Origin of the sequence: Pedobacter alluvionis (genome assembly GCF_003664035.1) — a bacterium.
GTDB classification, from domain to species: domain Bacteria; phylum Bacteroidota; class Bacteroidia; order Sphingobacteriales; family Sphingobacteriaceae; genus Pedobacter; species Pedobacter alluvionis.
In genome coordinates this window covers 795,031-812,320 of sequence record NZ_RCCK01000010.1, presented here as the reverse complement: position 1 = coordinate 812,320, position 17,290 = coordinate 795,031, and the positions used below count along the sequence as shown (strand labels likewise).

18 protein-coding genes and 1 pseudogene are annotated in these 17,290 nt (G+C 37.9%); 8 read left to right on the top strand and 11 right to left on the bottom strand.

The genetic code is table 11. The features are described from left to right. Positions 1–59: 59 nt before the first annotated feature. The 11 genes and pseudogenes from BCL90_RS03655 to BCL90_RS03605 form a co-directional block, all read right to left on the bottom strand. Entirely contained in the window at positions 60–1,517 is a 1,458-nt protein-coding gene (locus tag BCL90_RS03655) for a nicotinate phosphoribosyltransferase (protein ID WP_121282667.1), read from the bottom strand. A 20-nt stretch (positions 1,518–1,537) separates the two neighbouring features. Beyond that, positions 1,538–2,269 (bottom strand): metallophosphoesterase family protein, encoded by a 732-nt coding sequence (locus tag BCL90_RS03650; protein WP_121282666.1) that lies wholly within the window; start codon positions 2,267–2,269, stop codon positions 1,538–1,540. 1 nt (position 2,270) lies between these two features. Then, positions 2,271–2,813 carry an RNA 2'-phosphotransferase gene (locus BCL90_RS03645; RefSeq protein ID WP_121282665.1) on the bottom strand — a complete coding sequence of 181 codons (543 nt, stop codon included), beginning with the start codon at positions 2,811–2,813 and terminating at the stop codon, positions 2,271–2,273. A 3-nt stretch (positions 2,814–2,816) separates the two neighbouring features. Beyond that, positions 2,817–3,458 (bottom strand): DUF4291 domain-containing protein, encoded by a 642-nt coding sequence (locus tag BCL90_RS03640; protein WP_121282664.1) that lies wholly within the window; start codon positions 3,456–3,458, stop codon positions 2,817–2,819. A gap of 28 nt (positions 3,459–3,486) precedes the next feature. Beyond that, complete coding sequence (locus BCL90_RS03635; RefSeq protein WP_121282663.1) at positions 3,487–4,005, bottom strand: O-acetyl-ADP-ribose deacetylase; 519 nt, start codon at positions 4,003–4,005, stop codon at positions 3,487–3,489. 179 nt (positions 4,006–4,184) lie between these two features. Next, positions 4,185–4,742: an NADAR family protein gene (locus BCL90_RS03630; RefSeq protein ID WP_121283435.1), complete on the bottom strand. Its 558-nt coding sequence runs from the start codon at positions 4,740–4,742 to the stop codon at positions 4,185–4,187. Next, positions 4,723–5,676: pseudogene (locus BCL90_RS03625) on the bottom strand (ADP-ribosylglycohydrolase family protein). Before BCL90_RS03625 ends, BCL90_RS03630 begins: the two are co-directional and overlap by 20 nt. 11 nt (positions 5,677–5,687) lie before the next feature. Then, complete coding sequence (locus BCL90_RS03620; protein ID WP_121282662.1) at positions 5,688–6,173, bottom strand: nucleoside 2-deoxyribosyltransferase domain-containing protein; 486 nt, start codon at positions 6,171–6,173, stop codon at positions 5,688–5,690. A gap of 6 nt (positions 6,174–6,179) precedes the next feature. Further along, positions 6,180–7,013 (bottom strand): ribose-phosphate diphosphokinase, encoded by an 834-nt coding sequence (prs, locus tag BCL90_RS03615; protein WP_121282661.1) that lies wholly within the window; start codon positions 7,011–7,013, stop codon positions 6,180–6,182. Between the two features lie 68 nt (positions 7,014–7,081). Beyond that, positions 7,082–7,774, bottom strand: a complete 693-nt coding sequence (locus tag BCL90_RS03610; RefSeq protein WP_208529838.1) for an NUDIX hydrolase — start codon at positions 7,772–7,774, stop codon at positions 7,082–7,084. Positions 7,775–7,845: 71 nt separating this feature from the next. Further along, positions 7,846–9,408: a L,D-transpeptidase family protein gene (locus tag BCL90_RS03605; RefSeq protein WP_121282660.1), complete on the bottom strand. Its 1,563-nt coding sequence runs from the start codon at positions 9,406–9,408 to the stop codon at positions 7,846–7,848. A 275-nt stretch (positions 9,409–9,683) separates the two neighbouring features. Between BCL90_RS03605 and hisG the strand changes: the two genes are divergently transcribed. From hisG to hisIE, 8 genes are all read left to right on the top strand, one after another. After that, positions 9,684–10,535 carry an ATP phosphoribosyltransferase gene (gene hisG / locus BCL90_RS03600; protein WP_029278663.1) on the top strand — a complete coding sequence of 284 codons (852 nt, stop codon included), beginning with the start codon at positions 9,684–9,686 and terminating at the stop codon, positions 10,533–10,535. Positions 10,536–10,584: 49 nt separating this feature from the next. Further along, positions 10,585–11,907, top strand: coding sequence for a histidinol dehydrogenase (gene hisD, locus BCL90_RS03595; RefSeq protein WP_121282659.1), 1,323 nt, complete (start codon positions 10,585–10,587; stop codon positions 11,905–11,907). 90 nt (positions 11,908–11,997) lie between these two features. Next, positions 11,998–13,038 (top strand): histidinol-phosphate transaminase, encoded by a 1,041-nt coding sequence (hisC, locus tag BCL90_RS03590; RefSeq protein ID WP_121282658.1) that lies wholly within the window; start codon positions 11,998–12,000, stop codon positions 13,036–13,038. A 1-nt stretch (position 13,039) separates the two neighbouring features. Then, positions 13,040–14,173, top strand: coding sequence for a bifunctional histidinol-phosphatase/imidazoleglycerol-phosphate dehydratase HisB (gene hisB, locus BCL90_RS03585; RefSeq protein ID WP_121282657.1), 1,134 nt, complete (start codon positions 13,040–13,042; stop codon positions 14,171–14,173). A 192-nt stretch (positions 14,174–14,365) separates the two neighbouring features. After that, positions 14,366–14,959: an imidazole glycerol phosphate synthase subunit HisH gene (gene hisH, locus BCL90_RS03580; protein ID WP_121282656.1), complete on the top strand. Its 594-nt coding sequence runs from the start codon at positions 14,366–14,368 to the stop codon at positions 14,957–14,959. Between the two features lies 1 nt (position 14,960). Next, positions 14,961–15,710, top strand: coding sequence for a 1-(5-phosphoribosyl)-5-[(5-phosphoribosylamino)methylideneamino]imidazole-4-carboxamide isomerase (gene hisA / locus BCL90_RS03575; RefSeq protein ID WP_121282655.1), 750 nt, complete (start codon positions 14,961–14,963; stop codon positions 15,708–15,710). 91 nt (positions 15,711–15,801) lie between these two features. After that, positions 15,802–16,557, top strand: a complete 756-nt coding sequence (gene hisF / locus BCL90_RS03570) for an imidazole glycerol phosphate synthase subunit HisF (protein WP_121283433.1) — start codon at positions 15,802–15,804, stop codon at positions 16,555–16,557. 107 nt (positions 16,558–16,664) lie between these two features. Continuing rightward, positions 16,665–17,267, top strand: a complete 603-nt coding sequence (hisIE, locus tag BCL90_RS03565) for a bifunctional phosphoribosyl-AMP cyclohydrolase/phosphoribosyl-ATP diphosphatase HisIE (protein ID WP_121282654.1) — start codon at positions 16,665–16,667, stop codon at positions 17,265–17,267. The last annotated feature ends 23 nt before the right edge of the window (positions 17,268–17,290 follow it).

The window sequence follows — 17,290 nt, the reverse complement described above, 5'->3', positions numbered from 1 at the left end:
TATCTTTCAAAAAATTAATCGACCAACCAAAGGCCGATCGATTAAAAAACTTGGCGAAGTTAACTATTCTTTAGCCTTTCTCTAATCTCGGCAAGAGAATAATCAATTAACAATTTGCCATCTCTGAAAACTTCCTTCAATTCGCCCTGTGCTTCTTCCTCCCAGGTGCATTGGTCTTTCAATTCGTAATCTCCGCTGGCATTTTTAAAAATCTGCAGTAAACCTTTTGCAGATTTCTTTGTACCATCGTCGGTAATTGGATCTTTGAATATCTCGCGACCTTCACCATCTACTTCTCCATAGGTGGCTTTCATCGCGAAACCAAAAGTATCGCGGGTATTATATTGATAGGTGAATGAGCCAATGCCAAAAACTACATTAGTTGAGGCAAAACCTTTCGCTTTTAAACGTTCGCAGATTTGTGTAGCCCTTTCAGTAGTGATGCTATCACCATAAATAGCACCAATTTGCGGTACCAGTTCTTTAAATCCTTTGTCGTTGGTTTTTCCACCAAAAACGTCCCAAAGCAGTTCGATTACACCTTTTTTCTCATTTTCGCTTTTGCCATCAGGATTTCCGCAAATAATATCAACCGGATCTCCTGAATCGGGCCTGATCACCACTTTACCTGGCCTGGCGATAATATCATCTTTTAAAATAGGCAGATATTCAGTAAGCACCTTCCATAAATCCCAGGTATCGGAAACGATAGATACAATTCCTTTCGGATACACTTCTAAAATCAGTCTTTTAAAAGTTTCAAGTTCTCCGGTATTTGTACCCATACACATTACCGAATGTTCTGTAGCAGCTACTGAACCACCAATTAGCTCTTTATCCGAATCTGCATTGTAATACTCTTCTAAAAAATCAATGGCAGGAATGGTATCGGTACCTGTAAAACTCAATAAATGCCCTGCTGCCGAAGTTACCGCAGCTTCTATCCCACCCATGCCGCGCATAGAGAAATCGTGTCCTTGCCAATCTACAAATTCGGGAACGGATGAAGTTTCTGCTGCATATCGATCCAAAATAGTACGGTACTGTTTTGCGATAGTAGCAGAATTGCATGGCAACCAAACCACTGCTGACAGTAATGTCTCGAAATAATTGGTCAGCCAGAAAAATTCAGGTTTGGTATTATACATCGTAAACATCGGCACACGCAAAGGCACTTCTGCGCCTTCTGGCAGCGATTTAAATACCATTGGGATATAACCCAGATCATGTAGATCGGCAATATGTTGCGTACCTACCAGGTTTTCGCCCAGGTAATTATTGATCCTGCGAGCATATTTCTTTAAAATTTCTTCCTTTGGCTGTTTAAAGAAATTCTGGTTAAAATCTTCAATAATGTATTTTTTGATAAAATACTGCAAACCAAAAAGCACCACATGGTTTACGTTTTCTAGCCTGCTTTTTCTTGGCGTCCAGTTAGAATAAACCAATGTGGTATTTTCTGGGTACTGTCTGCGGTGGTCAACTTTATAACCGTCTGTTAATAATAATGGATTCATGGTTTTGATGTATTTAAATATTATTTATTTCTTCCTTTTTCGTTCGGATATAAGCTTTGTAATGTATCGCTCTGCCAAAATACTTTTGTTTCGATATCTAAACAAGTCAATTTTCCGGTAAATGCAGCACCGGTATCGATATTCCAAACATTGCAGCCCTGCATGGGTACATTAACATTGTAATAGAGCGTTGGCGTATGGCCGATGTAGATTTCGTGATAGAGCAATAAACGTTTCGGATAAATTGCCGAATCTTTTTTAATCCGGGTATCCATGGTCAGGGCCATTTCCCAAAGGGTGCGGTCCCACGAATAATTGGAAGAATAGCGCTCCTTTTCTGGTCCGTGCATGGAAGAAAAACCGGCATGGATAAAGAGGTTGTTCTGCCCATCTACATAATAATCGTGCATCCGTTTAAAGAAATCCAGCTGTTCCTTTCTAGTCACATCAGATAAGTCTTGATAACTCTCCATGGTTAATTTACCACCGTGAACAAACCAAACCTCATCTACAATATCTTTTTCCAACCAGTCGATACACCAGGCATCGTGATTGCCTTTGATAAAGATGCATTGATGACTTTTGTCTAACTGCATCAGGTAATCGATTACCTGTGCCGATTCGCTCCAACCATCTACATAATCGCCAAGGAAAATCAGTTTGTCGTCTTTTGTTACTTCTGCACGCTCAAATAACTGGACGAGACCTTTTAATCCCCCGTGGATATCACCTATTACTAATGTTCTGCCCATTTTAAAACGTGATATATTCAGCAGGCACAACATCTGTAAGCCACACATTGTTATCTGATAAATAAAATTTATAGCCTGCCTTGTGCATCTCTCCACTATTAATGGTGAGGATAACCGGTTTTCCCCTTCTCCCACCTACTTTATTCGCCGTTTCCCTGTCGGCACTTAAATGCACGTGCTGTCTGCTCATTTTTTGCAGCCCTTGCAATTTAATATCCGTCAGGAACTTTTCAACCGTACCATGATACAGTTGTGCCAATGGTTCTGCTTGATTTAAGTTTAATTCAACAGCAATAGAATGTCCTTGATTTGCCCTTATTTTGGTTTTATCCGCGTTAAAGGCAAATCTTTTTTTGTCGTTATTTTCAACAATGTATTCAAGCAGTTCAAAATCTAATGTTAGATCATAAAGGTCGAATTTGGCAATCAGCTCGTTCACATCTGCCCATCCATTCTCATCTAGCTTTAGTTTTATGGTTTCTGGCGAATGTCTCAAAATATAGCTCAGCAGCTTGCTGATTCCTTTAGTTATTTTAGTATCCATGACTTACTCTTTTATTATTTTCAACTTCCTGTTCAATATTTCATCGTTTAAAATGAAAGGTTTTTCAACAGGGGTCATTAAATTTTCCAGTTGGCTGTTTCGAACAAATTCATATTGTTCTTCTACAAACTGACTAATATCTTCAATTAACAAAATATCATCTTTCGCAAAAGATCTGATAAAATTATCCCTTAATCCGATCTGGATAGCCCTTCTTACCTGTTTTGCACCATAAGGATCGTGGTCTGGGTCCCATTGCAACCTGATATTAGTGTTTTCCAAAGAATTTCTCCATTCATCATGAGAAATTTCATCGGTTTGATCGAATGAAGTATAAACTGCATTTTCCAGGTAATTACGAAATGCAGACACTTTAAGGTGTATGGCTAAAGTAATTTCCTGCCCTTCTTTAGTTCCCCAACCACTTCTGTACATCATCCATAGAAAATTGGGTTTTATCCATGTCATTCTGTTTAAACTGAACTCACCGCCGAAAAATTGATTTTTGACTGCAAATCCACCGATTTCTTTTCGGTAAGCCTGATAAACAATTATTTTTTCGTCATCATATTGGGCCATAATATGGCATCCTGATTTTGGCCATTCTAATATCTGTTCTTTATATTTTTTTACTGTTATTTTCATTACATAATTCTGTTAACAACTCATCTCATTAGTTAATGCGATTAAGTTTTTCTTCATAGCGCTGGTAATTTTCATCGTCGAAACAAACGAAGATGACCTTTTCTATTTTTTCTTTTTGAGCAAAATTATTTACTGCATTAATGGCAATATCTGCTGCTTTATCTTTAGGGAAATGATAAATTCCTGTACTGATATTAGGGAAAGCAATAATTTTAACATCATTTTCAACTGCTAAGGTTAAACTGTTTCGGTAGCAATCTGCAAGCAAAGCATTATTTTGTTCACTTTCTCCGTTCCAAACTGGCCCAACAGTATGGATGACATATTTTGCAGGTAAATTGCCTGCCGTAGTGATTACTGCATTTCCGGTCTTGCATTTCCCTTGTTTATTTCTGATGGCTACGCAGGCCTGTAAAATTGCTTTACCACCCTTTCTGTGGATGGCACCATCAACTCCACCTCCACCTAGCAACGAACTATTTGCCGCGTTAACAATCGCATCGGCTTTAATTGTTGTTATATCGGCTTTGATTAGGGTTAAAATCATTTTTTGAATTTTTATTTATAAACTGTTCCAACACAAACTTTCTTAAAAACATCGTCATTTCGAGCGTAGTACAACGCAGTCGAGAACCACGAAGTGCTCAGCAAAGCTAAAATCTCCCTAAATAGATCTCTCCATTCCGCTGCGCTTCAGTCGAGATGACGCTCGATTAAAAAAACATTTCATTGATCATTAATTTTATTAGTTGATATCTCATCCCTAACTTCCATCAATGCGAACCCCAATAGGTTTAACCCTATCCAATTCTTTGGTATTTTTGCATCGGCATGGTCTTCTGCCAAACCGATCCCCCAAATTCCATCAACCGGACTGGCTTCTACCAGTATTTTACTTTTGGTTTGCAAAAGGAACAATTTCAATGCCTGATTTTGTGAAAATTTAAGCAGGTTTCCCTGTTTTACAATATCAAATTTGTGCGCATCCCAATTTTCTACATCAAAATTTTTGATCTGCCTACCCAGATCTTTTACATCTTTCGGCGAATTTTTTGTTAATATTTTTTCAAAAATCTCTTGATCACGAAACAACAGCGCTTTTTGTGCCATCATGTAATGCTCTGCTGTTTGATAGGTGATATCATTTTCAACAAATGGAGATGACCACCATTGGCTTAAACAAGCTTTAGAAATCGTTCCATTTTTCGGAGCTTGATGTCCCCAAAAAAATAGGAATTCCGTACTGTCTTTTATATCGGCAACACTATATTTCTGCTTTTCCATAAACATCATTCATTTTTTTACAGAGCTCTTCAATTTCATTTTTTTTAACAATTGTATTAAGCCATTTTTCAGGAATAGATTCAAAACAATAAATTAAACCTGCCAAACTGCCTGTAATTGCCCCAGTTGTATCAGTATCGTCGCCAAGATTAACTGCTTTTAGAACGGCATCCTGATAAGTTTCGGTACTGAGGATACACCATAAACCAGCTTCGAGACTGTGCAACACATAACCAGAAGAATAAATCTCGTTTTCTGAAACTATAGAGATATCATTTATCAAAACCCTTTTAAACAGATCAATTTCCTTTTGTTCAAAATCATTCTCTGCAATAAACTTCCTAAGCTTAATCTGCATATAAAAATATGCCTCTCTTTTATCAATTCCTTTTAATAATTCTAAGCCATAAACAATATATATAAAACAGGCAAAAGCAGAACGGAAATGGGCATGGGTAATGGATGAAAGCTCTTTTACGCGTTTAAAAATAACTTTAAGATCCTTTTCATCCTACAAATAAAACAATAAAGGCAAAATCCTCATTAAAGATCCATTTCCATTATCCATTTCAGATGCTCCACCACATAAAATCGGATCAGCGCCATGCTTTATCATTTTAATGGCTTCAGCTGTTGCTATACCGATGTCGAAAACTTTTCCATGAGGGGTCCAAATCTCGGCATTAAACCACTGAAGGAATTTCTGTGCGATATGATCTAAATTATAACCACTACACAGGCTTTCGGCTAAGCAAAAAGTAAGCGAGCTATCATCACTCCAGGTACCTAACGGCTGATCATGAACACCATACGCCTGCATATCCGTTACCGGAAATCTTTTTAAAAAATCCCTTTTCTTAAATTCTACGGGCACTCCCAATGCATCACCAACCACCAGGCCGAATATTGAACTATGGATAACTGTGGTTTTCATCTTTTTTGAGTTTATTTAATATTTGCCAACTTTTTAAGCTTATCAATTACAGCGGCACTAAGCTCATCGAAGGTATTGTAATGGTCAATTCCTTTCCTTTTACAAACGATATCGATATTCCCTTTTCTCCAAAATCCCTCTTCACAACAAACCATTAGTTTGCCAGAATCAGCAAATAAACCTAACTCCATCATCGAAATTGGCGATTTGGAATTCGCTTCAAGGAACAACAAAATCACATCAGCATTTTCCATTGCATCTAATTCCCAATTCACCTGCTCGCTAAACTGTTTATTTTCGATACGCTGCGCCCAGGTATGATCCCAGGATTTTCTTCTTGGATTGAAAACGACTACATCGTTCAAAGTTTCTTCTTTATTTGCCCGATCAATAAATTTTTGTTGCCAATCAATCGAATGCCCCATATCGATTGTTCCTGCGAGGAATACCGATACATTTGATGGTGCAATAATCGCTGGTGGAAGTATCGCTCTCATATTATTTTATAAAATTTCCATTAATTTTATTTGTGTTACCCCTTCATGATCAACTTCTTTGATCGAATCAGTTGTAAAAATTTGCTCGAAATATTTACCTAATTCATCAAAGCCTTTGCTAAATATGCCGTGACTAATCGCTAAATAAAGTTTGCCGACATTTTTAGCTTTTAATGCTTCTGCCAAGCCGATAAATGTACCGCCACCATCACAGATATCATCCACAATCAAACAATCGGCACCAGCTAAATCTTCAGCATATACTTTAAATCCTGAAAGTTTTCCTGTTTTCACATCGCGGCTTTTTGAGCACTCTACCACTTCTGCACCACCTAAAAATTCAGATACTTTATAAATTTTCTTTAAAGCACCTCCGTCAGGAGAAATCAGTTTTACGTTATTTCCAATGTTTGCAATTACCTGTTTTATAAATTCGTGATTGGAAACTGTCACACAGTTATTGAGCAAGGCTGGTGTTACTTCGCTATGCGGATCAAAAACGGTAACACTTGCCAAAGCCATGGCATTAATGATATCAGCATAAACTTTCACCGATAAAGGCTCACCAGGAATCATTACCCGATCTTGCCTTGCTGCCGGAAAATATGGAATAAAAAGTTCGATTTCTTTTACACCCATTCTTCTCAAGGCATCAACCGTAATGCAGATCAGACCTAAATCATTAAAAGAATTTATTCGGTGTGTAATGGTAACCGGAAGGCTAGCATCAAAATTATTTGAAATTTTAATGTGTGGTTCGCCACCTGCAAATAAGAAAGATTTGTATTCGATTAAGTTATTTTCGCCTAGCGGAGTAAAACTTGGATTAAGATTCAACATATATTTGCGTATTATTTACACAAAAATAAAAATCATTTTTAGAATACAAAGAATAATTTGTGTTTATTTTACGCAAAACTAATATCGAACTGGAAATTCCCCTTTAAAAGTTGATTGTATTTAGTTTTATCAAAGGTAAAAAGTTTGCCTGGTCTGCCGCTGGCACCCATTTTAACTACTTTATCGGTTTCTATAACAATTCCAAAACTTAGAATTTTTTTTCTGAAATTTCGTCGGTCTATATCTCTTTCTAAAATGGAGCAATACAGATTTTCAAGATCGGAAAAGAGAAATTCCTGATCCAACAGATCAAAACCGATCGGTTGGTATGTGAGTTTGCTTTTTAAACGTTGATGAGCGAGATTAACCATTGCGTTATGATCGTAGCCCAATTGTGGAATCTCCGTTATAGGAAACCATTTTGCATCTTTGGCATCGGTATCAGCTTTTAACACAAAATTTTTAGGATTAACCAGGGCAAAATAAGCGACAGAGATTACCCTGAATCGTTCGTCACGGTTAATATCATCACCAAATGTACCCAATTGCTCGAGGTAATTTACGGTTATACCAGCCTCTTCTTTAAGTTCGCGCTCAACTGCCATAAGCAAAGGCTCGTCGTTTAAAATAAATCCACCTGGCAAAACCCATCTATCGGCCAGTTTACCAAATCGCTGCTGAACAGCCAACACATAAAGTGTTCCTTTTTCGTAGCCAAAAACAATGGCGTCAACAGCAATTTTAATATTTTGATCGATCATCCTTTAATTTGTGTTAAAACAACACAAAGTTAATCGTTTTAACCAAGAAGATCGAAACTGTTGATTAAATTCTACCTGAATTTTTTCATTGCAGTCCAAAGTTTCTCATCCATACCATACACATCAGGCCTGTATTCGATCCTGTCATTTTGCGACCAGGCAGTAATGTAGGTGATAATTAATGGTACAGCTTTTTTTGGCCCGAACCAAGCTGGTTTTAATTGAAAAGCCTTAGTGGTATCTGCCTTTTGAGCCATCCGTTTTTTATACCATTTTACATGTGTACTATCTATCGGTGGCAAATCAACTTCCGCTCTTAATTTGTCGTAAGTGTAAGAATCTTTCACCAGAAGTTCGGCAAATTCAAGTGGTTTTTCAATACGCACACAACCGTGACTGATGGCCCGGTTAGTCAGGTTAAATCCATTCTTGTTATTGGTATCGTGCAGGTAAATACTCGAGCTGTTATCGAAGATAAATTTGAACTTCCCTAAGGCATTTCCACCACCTGATCCCTGCTTAAATTTGAAGGGCAATTTATCACGAGAATACCTGTTCCAATTGATGGTATCAGGCTCACCAATTAGCTTGTCTTTATAGTAAACTTTAATGTTGCTGTTCGATAAATAATAAGGATCTTTTCGAGCCATCCAGTAGATCTCACTTTGGGCAATACTTACCGGAATATTCCAGATTGGATTAGCCTGAATGGAATTGATTTTACTGAACAATAATGGTGTCTCATGATTCTTCGGTTTGTCATCTAAATTACCCGATTTTGCAAAGGCTTTTAGCTTATCTTCATAACCATTCTCACGCTTGCCACCAACACAAACTTTCATCGTAATTACGGTATCTGTTTTATCGAGCCAGGTTAATCTAAAATCAGGAATATTTACCTGCACATAATTGTCTCCCGTCTCTGGCATTTCCCAACGAAAACGTTCCATATTCAATAATAAAATCCGCTTATCACTTTCCACATCTGTATTTAAATAGGCACGCTGTAAAGCTTTATATTGAACCGATTTTGGTTGAACAGATCTTAAGGTATCCAAAAGACTTTTACCACTTAAAAGATTAATCATCCCCAAGCTGTCCGGGCGTTTTACTTTAATGTAATAACGCGAAAAGATAGTTCGGGGATTTACGACTCCGTATTTAAGGTAATTATTATAGTTTAAATAAGCATTTGCCGATAGCAGCTCTAATTTGGCAATTACAGGATAACTTTCCTCAACTTTTTTAAATTTATTGGCTGCTAACACTGCTAACAAGCTTTTAATTTCATCCCCTTTAAAAATCTTTGGGTTAAAGCCATGCACCTTGCTTTGATCTAAATAACTCACTAATGAATCTAATTCTCCATTAATATAGAATTGCGTAACCAACTTAGGTTGAGCATTATTATTGGCATAAAATGCTTTTATAGTTTTAGGGTTAACGAACTTGCCCGAAAGACTGTCCATTGTTTTCACAAAAATGCTGTCATAAGCTACAGTATCGAAATCTTTATAGATTTTATTCTTAAAATGCTCAGAAAGCACTTTCCCAATCTCTGGTGGGCTTTTAAACCACCCACAGGCAGAAATGAAGAGAATAAATGGCAGAATTACAAAGCGAAACTTTTTCAAATGAGTAAAATTTTAATACAAAATATGGGTTATTAGCAATAAAAACAGCATAATGGCAAATTAAGTGCCATTATTTTTTGTTTTACCATTTCAAACACTATATTTGCCATCGCTTATCAGCTAACGTATTGATACTGGCAGAAATAATTTATGAATTTAACTTTGAACCATCACTTACATTTACACCATCGCCGATAGGCGATATGATATGTTTGTTTTGTACTTCAAAACTTTTTTCCGTAAAATAATTTCTTGTTCACTCTATATTCAATACTTTGAAAACACTTAAAATCGCTATCCAGAAGTCGGGTAGGTTAAACGAAAAATCTGTAGAAATACTTAAAAATTGTGGTTTATCTTTCGAAAACTACAAAAGCTCCCTTATCTCAACCGTTACCAATTTTCCTTTAGAAATCCTTTTTCTTCGCGATGATGATATTCCTGAATATGTACAAGACGGCATTGCTGATCTGGGTATAGTTGGTGAAAATGTAATTGTAGAAACCAAAGCCGAAGTAGATTATCTTCAAAAATTAGGCTTCGGAAAATGTACTTTAAAAATAGCTGTTCAGGCCACCAGCAATATTCAAAAACTGGAAGAATTGAACGGCAAAGCGATTGCTACTTCTTATCCCGTAATCCTCGAAAAATTCTTACAGGAAAAGGGTATTAAATCCGATATCAGAACCATTTCCGGATCGGTAGAAATTGGTCCGGGTTTAGGTTTAAGTGATGCCATTTTTGATATCGTATCAACAGGCGGAACATTGAAGAGCAATGGGTTAAAACCATTCGCTGATGTGATGCAATCTGAAGCGGTTTTAATCGGAAACAAATCGATAGCCGACAATCCGGAAGTTGCAGAATTGCTTCAACGTATCCGATCTGTACTCAGTGCAAAATCTAACAAATACGTGGTACTAAATGTATCAAAAGACAACCTTCAAAAAGTAGTCGATTTACTTCCTGGTGTAAAAAGCCCTACAGTAGTTCCGCTCTTCGAACCAAACTGGGTTGCTGTTCATTCTGTAATTGCCGAAGAAGATTTCTGGGATAAAATAAACAGTTTAAAAGCTGCCGGAGCTGAAGGTATTTTGGTTATGCCAATTGAGAAAATAATCAAGTAAAATCGTTTAAATTCACATTAACTATTAGTTAATTTAAAATTATAAAACATTGAAAATCTACAATTATACAGATTTATCTAAATCAAAAATTGAAGAACTTTGTTCTAGGCAGATTGAAGACGATAAACTGGTTGAAGAACGGGTAACCGACATCATCAACACGGTAAAAAAAAATGGCGACCAGGCACTTTTCAACTTCGCAAAAGCATTTGATAAAGTTGATTTGGAGAAGCTGTTTTTAAATGCAGAAGAATTAAAAGCAATTGCATCTACCATACCAGCTGAAGCAAAAAATGCAATTGATACGGCTTATCAAAACATCAAAACTTTTCACCAATCGCAGTTAAAAACTGAGGACAAAATCGAAACGATGCCAGGCGTTGTGTGCTGGCGAGAATCGAGGGCAATCGAAAAAGTTGGTCTGTATATTCCTGGCGGCACGGCCGTTCTACCGAGCACTTTTTTAATGCTTGCCACTCCGGCGATCATTGCAGGTTGTAAAGAAATCGTGGTGTGTTCTCCCCCACAAAGTGATGGCAAAACCAATTGTTATCTGGCTTACTGTGCAGTGCTGCTGGGGATCGAAAAAGTATTCTTAATTGGCGGCGCCCAGGCCGTTGCCGCAATGGCCTTCGGAACAGAAAGCGTACCGCAGGTATATAAGATTTTTGGTCCTGGCAACCGTTATGTTACTACTGCAAAAACTATGGTTCAAAATAGAGTCGCTATCGATATGCCTGCCGGACCATCGGAAGTTTTGGTCATCGCTGATGAGACTGCCAATCCGTCATTTGTTGCTGCTGATCTACTTGCACAGGCAGAACATGGAGCTGATAGTCAGGCTATTTTAGTATCTACTTCTAATCAGATCATCGCTGAAACCTTAAAAGCAATTGAAAATCAGCTTGCTATTCTTCCAAGGAAGGAGATCGCTGCTAAAGCAATAGCCAATTCTTATGCCGTTTTAGTTGAAAACCTGGATGAGGCAATGCAATTTTCCAACGAATATGCTCCTGAGCATTTAATATTGTCTACGGAGCAGTTTCAGAACCTTATTCCATTGATTATCAACGCAGGATCGGTTTTTTTAGGCAATTTTACCCCAGAAAGTGTTGGCGATTATGCCTCCGGAACCAACCATACTTTACCAACCAGCGGCTTCGCAAAAGCTTATTCAGGCGTATCTACAGATGCTTTTTTGAAAAAGATCACCTTTCAACATCTTTCTGCAGAGGGATTAGATAACATTGGCGCTACAGTTGAAATACTAGCTGCCGCTGAAGGCCTGGAAGCGCATAAAAATGCTGTTAGTATTAGATTGAACTTTGAGTCCGGAGTTGGAAGTCCGAAGTCCAAAGGTAAAACGACATAAAAGAAAATGCAAATCGGTGTAATCACCTAATCTGTGTAATCAAACCGAAGGAAAAAGAATTAAGTAATCTGTGCAATCATTTTAATTAACATGGACATTAACGATTTAGTAAGAGAAAATATAAAAAACCTTCGCCCCTACTCTACCGCTAGAGACGAATTTAAAGGTCAGGCATCTGTTTTTTTGGATGCAAACGAGAACAGTTATGGTTCGCCATTACCCGCTAATTATAACCGTTATCCTGATCCATTGCAACTTGATTTGAAAGATGCAATCAGCAAAATAAAAGGTGTACCAATCGAGAATACTTTTTTAGGAAATGGCAGTGATGAAGCGATAGATTTATTGTTTCGCGCATTCTGTAATCCTGGAAAAGATAACGTAATTGTGCTGCCACCTACCTACGGAATGTACGAAGTTTCGGCGAATATTAATGACGTAGAAATACGCAAAGTTAGCTTGCTTCCAAACTTCCAATTAGATATGGAAAAGATCGCAGAAACGATTGATAAAAACACAAAATTAATCTTCATTTGTTCACCAAATAATCCGACCGGAAATTCGATAAACCGCGAAGATATTGAAACCATTTTAGCCAACTTTAATGGCATCGTTGTAGTAGATGAAGCGTACATTAATTACGCCCGTCAGAAGACCTTTATTCAGGAGTTAACCGAGTACGGAAACCTGGTAGTTTTGCAAACTTTTTCTAAGGCCTGGGGACTTGCCGCTTTACGTTTGGGCATGGCATTTTCTTCAACAAAAGTGATCGATGTTTTAAACAAAATTAAGCCACCTTATAACATCAATCAGGCCACGCAGGATTTAGCTTTTGAAGCTTTAAAAAACATCGCTCAGGTGAACGAATGGATTAAAGAATCTGTTGCAGAAAGAGACCGTTTAAGCAAGGCTCTAACCGCACTAAACATTGTTAAAAAAGTATATCCTTCTGATGCCAATTTTATCCTGACAGAAGTTACTGATGCCATAAAAATTTACGATACTTTAGTGGAGCAAGGCATCATTGTACGCGACCGTTCTAAAGTAACTTTATGCGAAGGATGTTTAAGGATTACAGTGGGTACAAAAGAAGAAAACGACAAACTATTAACTGTTCTAGAAAATTTTTAAAATGAAAAAAGTATTGTTTATAGACCGTGATGGAACATTAAATATTGAGCCTGATGACGAGCAGGTAGATAGTTTTGCAAAGCTTAAATTTTATCCGCGTTCTTTATATTATTTGTCGAAAATTGCGACCGAGCTGGATTATGAACTGGTAATGGTAACCAATCAGGATGGACTGGGTACACTTTCAAATCCCGAAGAAAATTTCTGGCCAATCCATAATTTCATGTTAAATACTTTTGAAGGGGAAGGCGTTCATTTTAGCGAGATTGTGATTGATAGAACTTTTGCAAAAGACAATGCCCCTACCCGTAAACCGGGCACTGCTTTATTAACAAAATACTTCAGTGAAGATTACGACCTGAAAAACTCTTTCGTGATCGGCGACCGTTTGAACGATGTAGTTTTGGCCAAGAATTTAGGTGCCAAGGCAATTTTTCTCCGCCAGAATGATGCATTAGGTTCTACTGAAGCCCTAGATAAGCATGAAACTTTATTGGATGTGATTATTCTGGAAACCAGGAAATGGGAAGATATCTACAACTTGCTTAAAGCAGGAAGCAGAAAAATTCACCACGAGCGTAAAACCAACGAAACCGACATTACCATTAATTTAGACCTGGACGGAACCGGAAAAGCAAAAATCGAAACCGGATTAAACTTTTTCGATCACATGCTCGATCAGATTGCCAGACATGGAAGTGTAGATTTAGAGGTAATTGCAAAAGGCGACTTACACATAGACGAACACCACACCATAGAAGACACCGGAATTGCACTAGGCGAGGCTTTTGCCAAAGGTTTAGGCAATAAACTGGGCATTGAAAGGTATGGTTTTTGCTTGCCAATGGACGATTGCCTGGCACAAGTTGCCATTGATTTTGGGGGAAGAAACTGGATTGTTTGGGATGCTGAATTTAAACGCGAAAAAGTAGGCGATATGCCAACCGAGATGTTTTATCATTTCTTTAAGTCGTTTAGTGATGCTGCAAAATGCAATTTGAACATAAAAGCTGAGGGCGATAACGAACACCATAAAATTGAGGCTATTTTTAAAGCTTTCGCCAAAGCCATTAAAATGGCAATCAAACGTGATGCAGAGAAAATGGTGTTACCGAGCACAAAGGGAATGTTGTAAGAGGTAAAATGGATGATGGATAATGGATAATGGAAAGAACCTTAAAGCAGGAACATTGTTAAATAAACCCGATAGAGCGGAATAGCCCGCAGCGTAGAGAGGACTATAAGCGATAGCGGGACTACAGCACCCATTAAAAACTGACGTTCATTTTCAAACCTCATAAATAAAAGGAATCTGAAATACAAAACTATGGTTGGAATTATAAACTACGGAGCAGGCAACATCTTCTCCCTTACCGCAGCTTTAGACCGCTTAAACGTAACCTACGGCATGGTAAATACAGAAAATGACCTCGAAAAATATAGCCATATCATCATTCCTGGTGTGGGCCATGCTGGTGCCGCCATGGAAAAGTTAAAGGGGACGGGCCTGGTTGAAGCCATTAAAAAACTGACGAAACCCGTTCTTGGTATCTGTGTAGGCATGCAGCTCATTACGGAACACTCAGAAGAAGGTGATGCCTCCCTGTTGAATGTCGTTCCGGTTAAAACCAAAAAATTCGATAAGTCACTGAATATCAAAATACCACACATGGGTTGGAATGCGGTTAACCCGAAAAACAATTCATTATTTGAAGGTGTTGAAGATAATACACAATTTTACTTTGTGCATTCGTACTTTATTGAATATAACCCTACTTTTGATATCGCATCTGCTGATTATGGTTTGAAATTTTCGGCAGCTGTGCAAAAAGATAATTTCTACGGTGTTCAATTTCACCCTGAAAAATCGGGAAAAGCCGGCGAACTAGTATTAAAAAATTTTTCAAACTTAAGCTTATAAAATGTACATAATACCTGCTATTGATATTTTAGATGGAAAAGTTGTCCGTCTTCGTGAAGGCGATTACAACCAAAAAACGGAATATGACGTTTCAATCCCAGAAATGATAGAAAAATACCGTTCAAATGGTACAGATTTCATCCACATTATTGATTTAAATGGAGCTAAAGGCGATTTTAGCAATCAAAAAGCACTTTTCGAGATTATCAAAAAAACAGATATGAAAGTGCAATATGGTGGAGGCATAAGAACCATTGATCAGGTTACTAACTTGCTTGATGCAGGAATACACCGGGTAATTGTAGGTACACAGGCCATCACTAATCCTGATTTCTTACCTCAATTGAGCGAAGCTTTTGCTAAAAAGGACGATTACGCCAACCGCATTGTGATTGCAATCGACGTTTTGGATGAGGTAATTAAATATTCGGGCTGGATGGAAAGTTCGCCAATTAAACTGATGGATTACGTTGACAAATGTCTTTCGTTAGGGTTTTTCCGTTTCTTATGTACCGATATCAGCAAAGATGGAAAACTCGGTGGTGCAGCGATTGAATTGTACCAAAAACTACTGGAACACTCACCTATGATCAAACTAATTGCTTCGGGTGGTGTAAGTTCGATGGACGATATCTACGAACTGGCTAAATACCCGATTAGAAGTGTGGTGGTAGGAAAAGCGATTTACGAAGACCGTATTACCATCGAAGAAATTAAAGAGTGGAATTTGAAGGCTTTGAGTTCGATTTAATTCCATAAATATTTATGTCATCCTGAAGAATGAAGGATCTGCACCTAATGAAAAAGATGCTTCGTTCCTCAGCATGACAACCAAACAAAATATGCTTTCAAAAAGAATAATCCCTTGTTTAGACGTTAAAGATGGTCGTACGGTAAAAGGCGTAAATTTTGTTGATTTACGCGATGCAGGTGACCCGGTTGAACTGGCTGCCCAATACGCACAACAAGGTGCCGACGAATTGGTTTTCCTGGACATTACCGCTACCCACGAGCGTCGGAAAACGATGACTGAAATGGTTAAATCGGTTGCCAGGCAATTAAATATTCCTTTTACCATTGGTGGCGGAATAACTGAAATTGCCGATGCCGAAGCCTTATTAAATGCAGGTGCGGATAAAATCAGTATCAATTCAGCAGCAGTTAGAAATCCGAAGTTAATTGAAGACCTGGCTAAAACCTTCGGCGTACAGTTTGTGGTTTTAGCAGTCGATACTAAACATGTAAACGGCAAAAACATGGTCCACTTAAATGGCGGCAGGTTAATTACCGAACTGGAAACCGAAAACTGGATTAAACAGGCTGAGGATTTAGGCGCAGGTGAAATCCTGTTAACATCTATGGATCATGATGGGACCAAAGCAGGTTTTGATTGCGGATTGCTCAGTAAAGTAAACCAGATGATCAATATTCCCATTATAGCATCAGGCGGGGCGGGCAGTATGGAGCATTTTACTGAGGTTTTTCAAAAAGCCAATGTTGATGCTGCACTTGCAGCATCGGTATTTCATTATGGCGAAATCCTGATTCCTGATTTAAAGCAAGAATTAAAAAGGAATCATATTCCTGTTAGAATATAATAGTTAACTCATCATTGCGAGGCACGAAGCAATCCTAATGCTATGGGTTCGAAACCTGCAAAGTTGTAAGGTTGCTCCGTAGTAGCAATGATGGAAACATCATAAATATGAACATTAATATATCAACCCTTGATTGGGATAAAACAGCTGGCTTACTCCCTGTAATTATTCAGGATTACAAAACTTTAGAGGTTTTAATGCTGGGTTATATGAATGCTGAGGCTTTGGAAAAAACCCAGGCCGAAGGCAAAGTAACTTTCTTTTCGCGCTCTAAAAACCGCCTTTGGACAAAAGGTGAAACCAGCAATAACTTTTTGTTTGTTAAAGAACTTTTTGTAGACTGTGACAACGACACTATTCTAATCAAAGCTGATGCCGTTGGCCCAACCTGCCATACCGGTAGCCGCAGCTGTTTTAAAACAGATTTTAACCAGAATTTTATTTTCGAGCTTGAAAATATCATTAATGATCGATATGAAAACCCTGTTGAGGGTTCTTATATCAACAAAATGCGCAATAAGGGTTTAAATAAAATTGCGCAAAAAGTTGGAGAAGAAGGCGTAGAAACCGTAATTGCTGCATTAGCCGAATCGGAAGAAGAACTTATTGGAGAAGCATCCGATCTTGTTTTCCATCTGTTGTTTTTATTGAAAGAAAAAGGTTTATCTATTCAGGATATAGCGAAAAATTTAGAGAAAAGACACAAATAAGGTTTAAGGTGCTATGTGCCTAA

Bases quoted from the DNA above. Each gene is read 5' to 3' on its own strand.
- prs (WP_121282661.1), bottom strand. From the start codon at position 7,013: ATGTTGAATCTTAATCCAAGTTTTACTCCGCTAGGCGAAAATAACTTA.
- hisB (WP_121282657.1), top strand. From the start codon at position 13,040: ATGAAAAAAGTATTGTTTATAGACCGTGATGGAACATTAAATATTGAG.
- hisF (WP_121283433.1), top strand. From the start codon at position 15,802: ATGCTTTCAAAAAGAATAATCCCTTGTTTAGACGTTAAAGATGGTCGT.
- hisIE (WP_121282654.1), top strand. From the start codon at position 16,665: ATGAACATTAATATATCAACCCTTGATTGGGATAAAACAGCTGGCTTA.
- BCL90_RS03655 (WP_121282667.1), bottom strand. From the start codon at position 1,517: ATGAATCCATTATTATTAACAGACGGTTATAAAGTTGACCACCGCAGA.
- BCL90_RS03650 (WP_121282666.1), bottom strand. From the start codon at position 2,269: ATGGGCAGAACATTAGTAATAGGTGATATCCACGGGGGATTAAAAGGT.
- BCL90_RS03610 (WP_208529838.1), bottom strand. From the start codon at position 7,774: ATGATCGATCAAAATATTAAAATTGCTGTTGACGCCATTGTTTTTGGC.
- hisA (WP_121282655.1), top strand. From the start codon at position 14,961: ATGTACATAATACCTGCTATTGATATTTTAGATGGAAAAGTTGTCCGT.
- BCL90_RS03645 (WP_121282665.1), bottom strand. From the start codon at position 2,813: ATGGATACTAAAATAACTAAAGGAATCAGCAAGCTGCTGAGCTATATT.
- BCL90_RS03640 (WP_121282664.1), bottom strand. From the start codon at position 3,458: ATGAAAATAACAGTAAAAAAATATAAAGAACAGATATTAGAATGGCCA.
- BCL90_RS03635 (WP_121282663.1), bottom strand. From the start codon at position 4,005: ATGATTTTAACCCTAATCAAAGCCGATATAACAACAATTAAAGCCGAT.
- hisC (WP_121282658.1), top strand. From the start codon at position 11,998: ATGGACATTAACGATTTAGTAAGAGAAAATATAAAAAACCTTCGCCCC.
- hisH (WP_121282656.1), top strand. From the start codon at position 14,366: ATGGTTGGAATTATAAACTACGGAGCAGGCAACATCTTCTCCCTTACC.
- BCL90_RS03630 (WP_121283435.1), bottom strand. From the start codon at position 4,742: ATGGAAAAGCAGAAATATAGTGTTGCCGATATAAAAGACAGTACGGAA.
- BCL90_RS03620 (WP_121282662.1), bottom strand. From the start codon at position 6,173: ATGAGAGCGATACTTCCACCAGCGATTATTGCACCATCAAATGTATCG.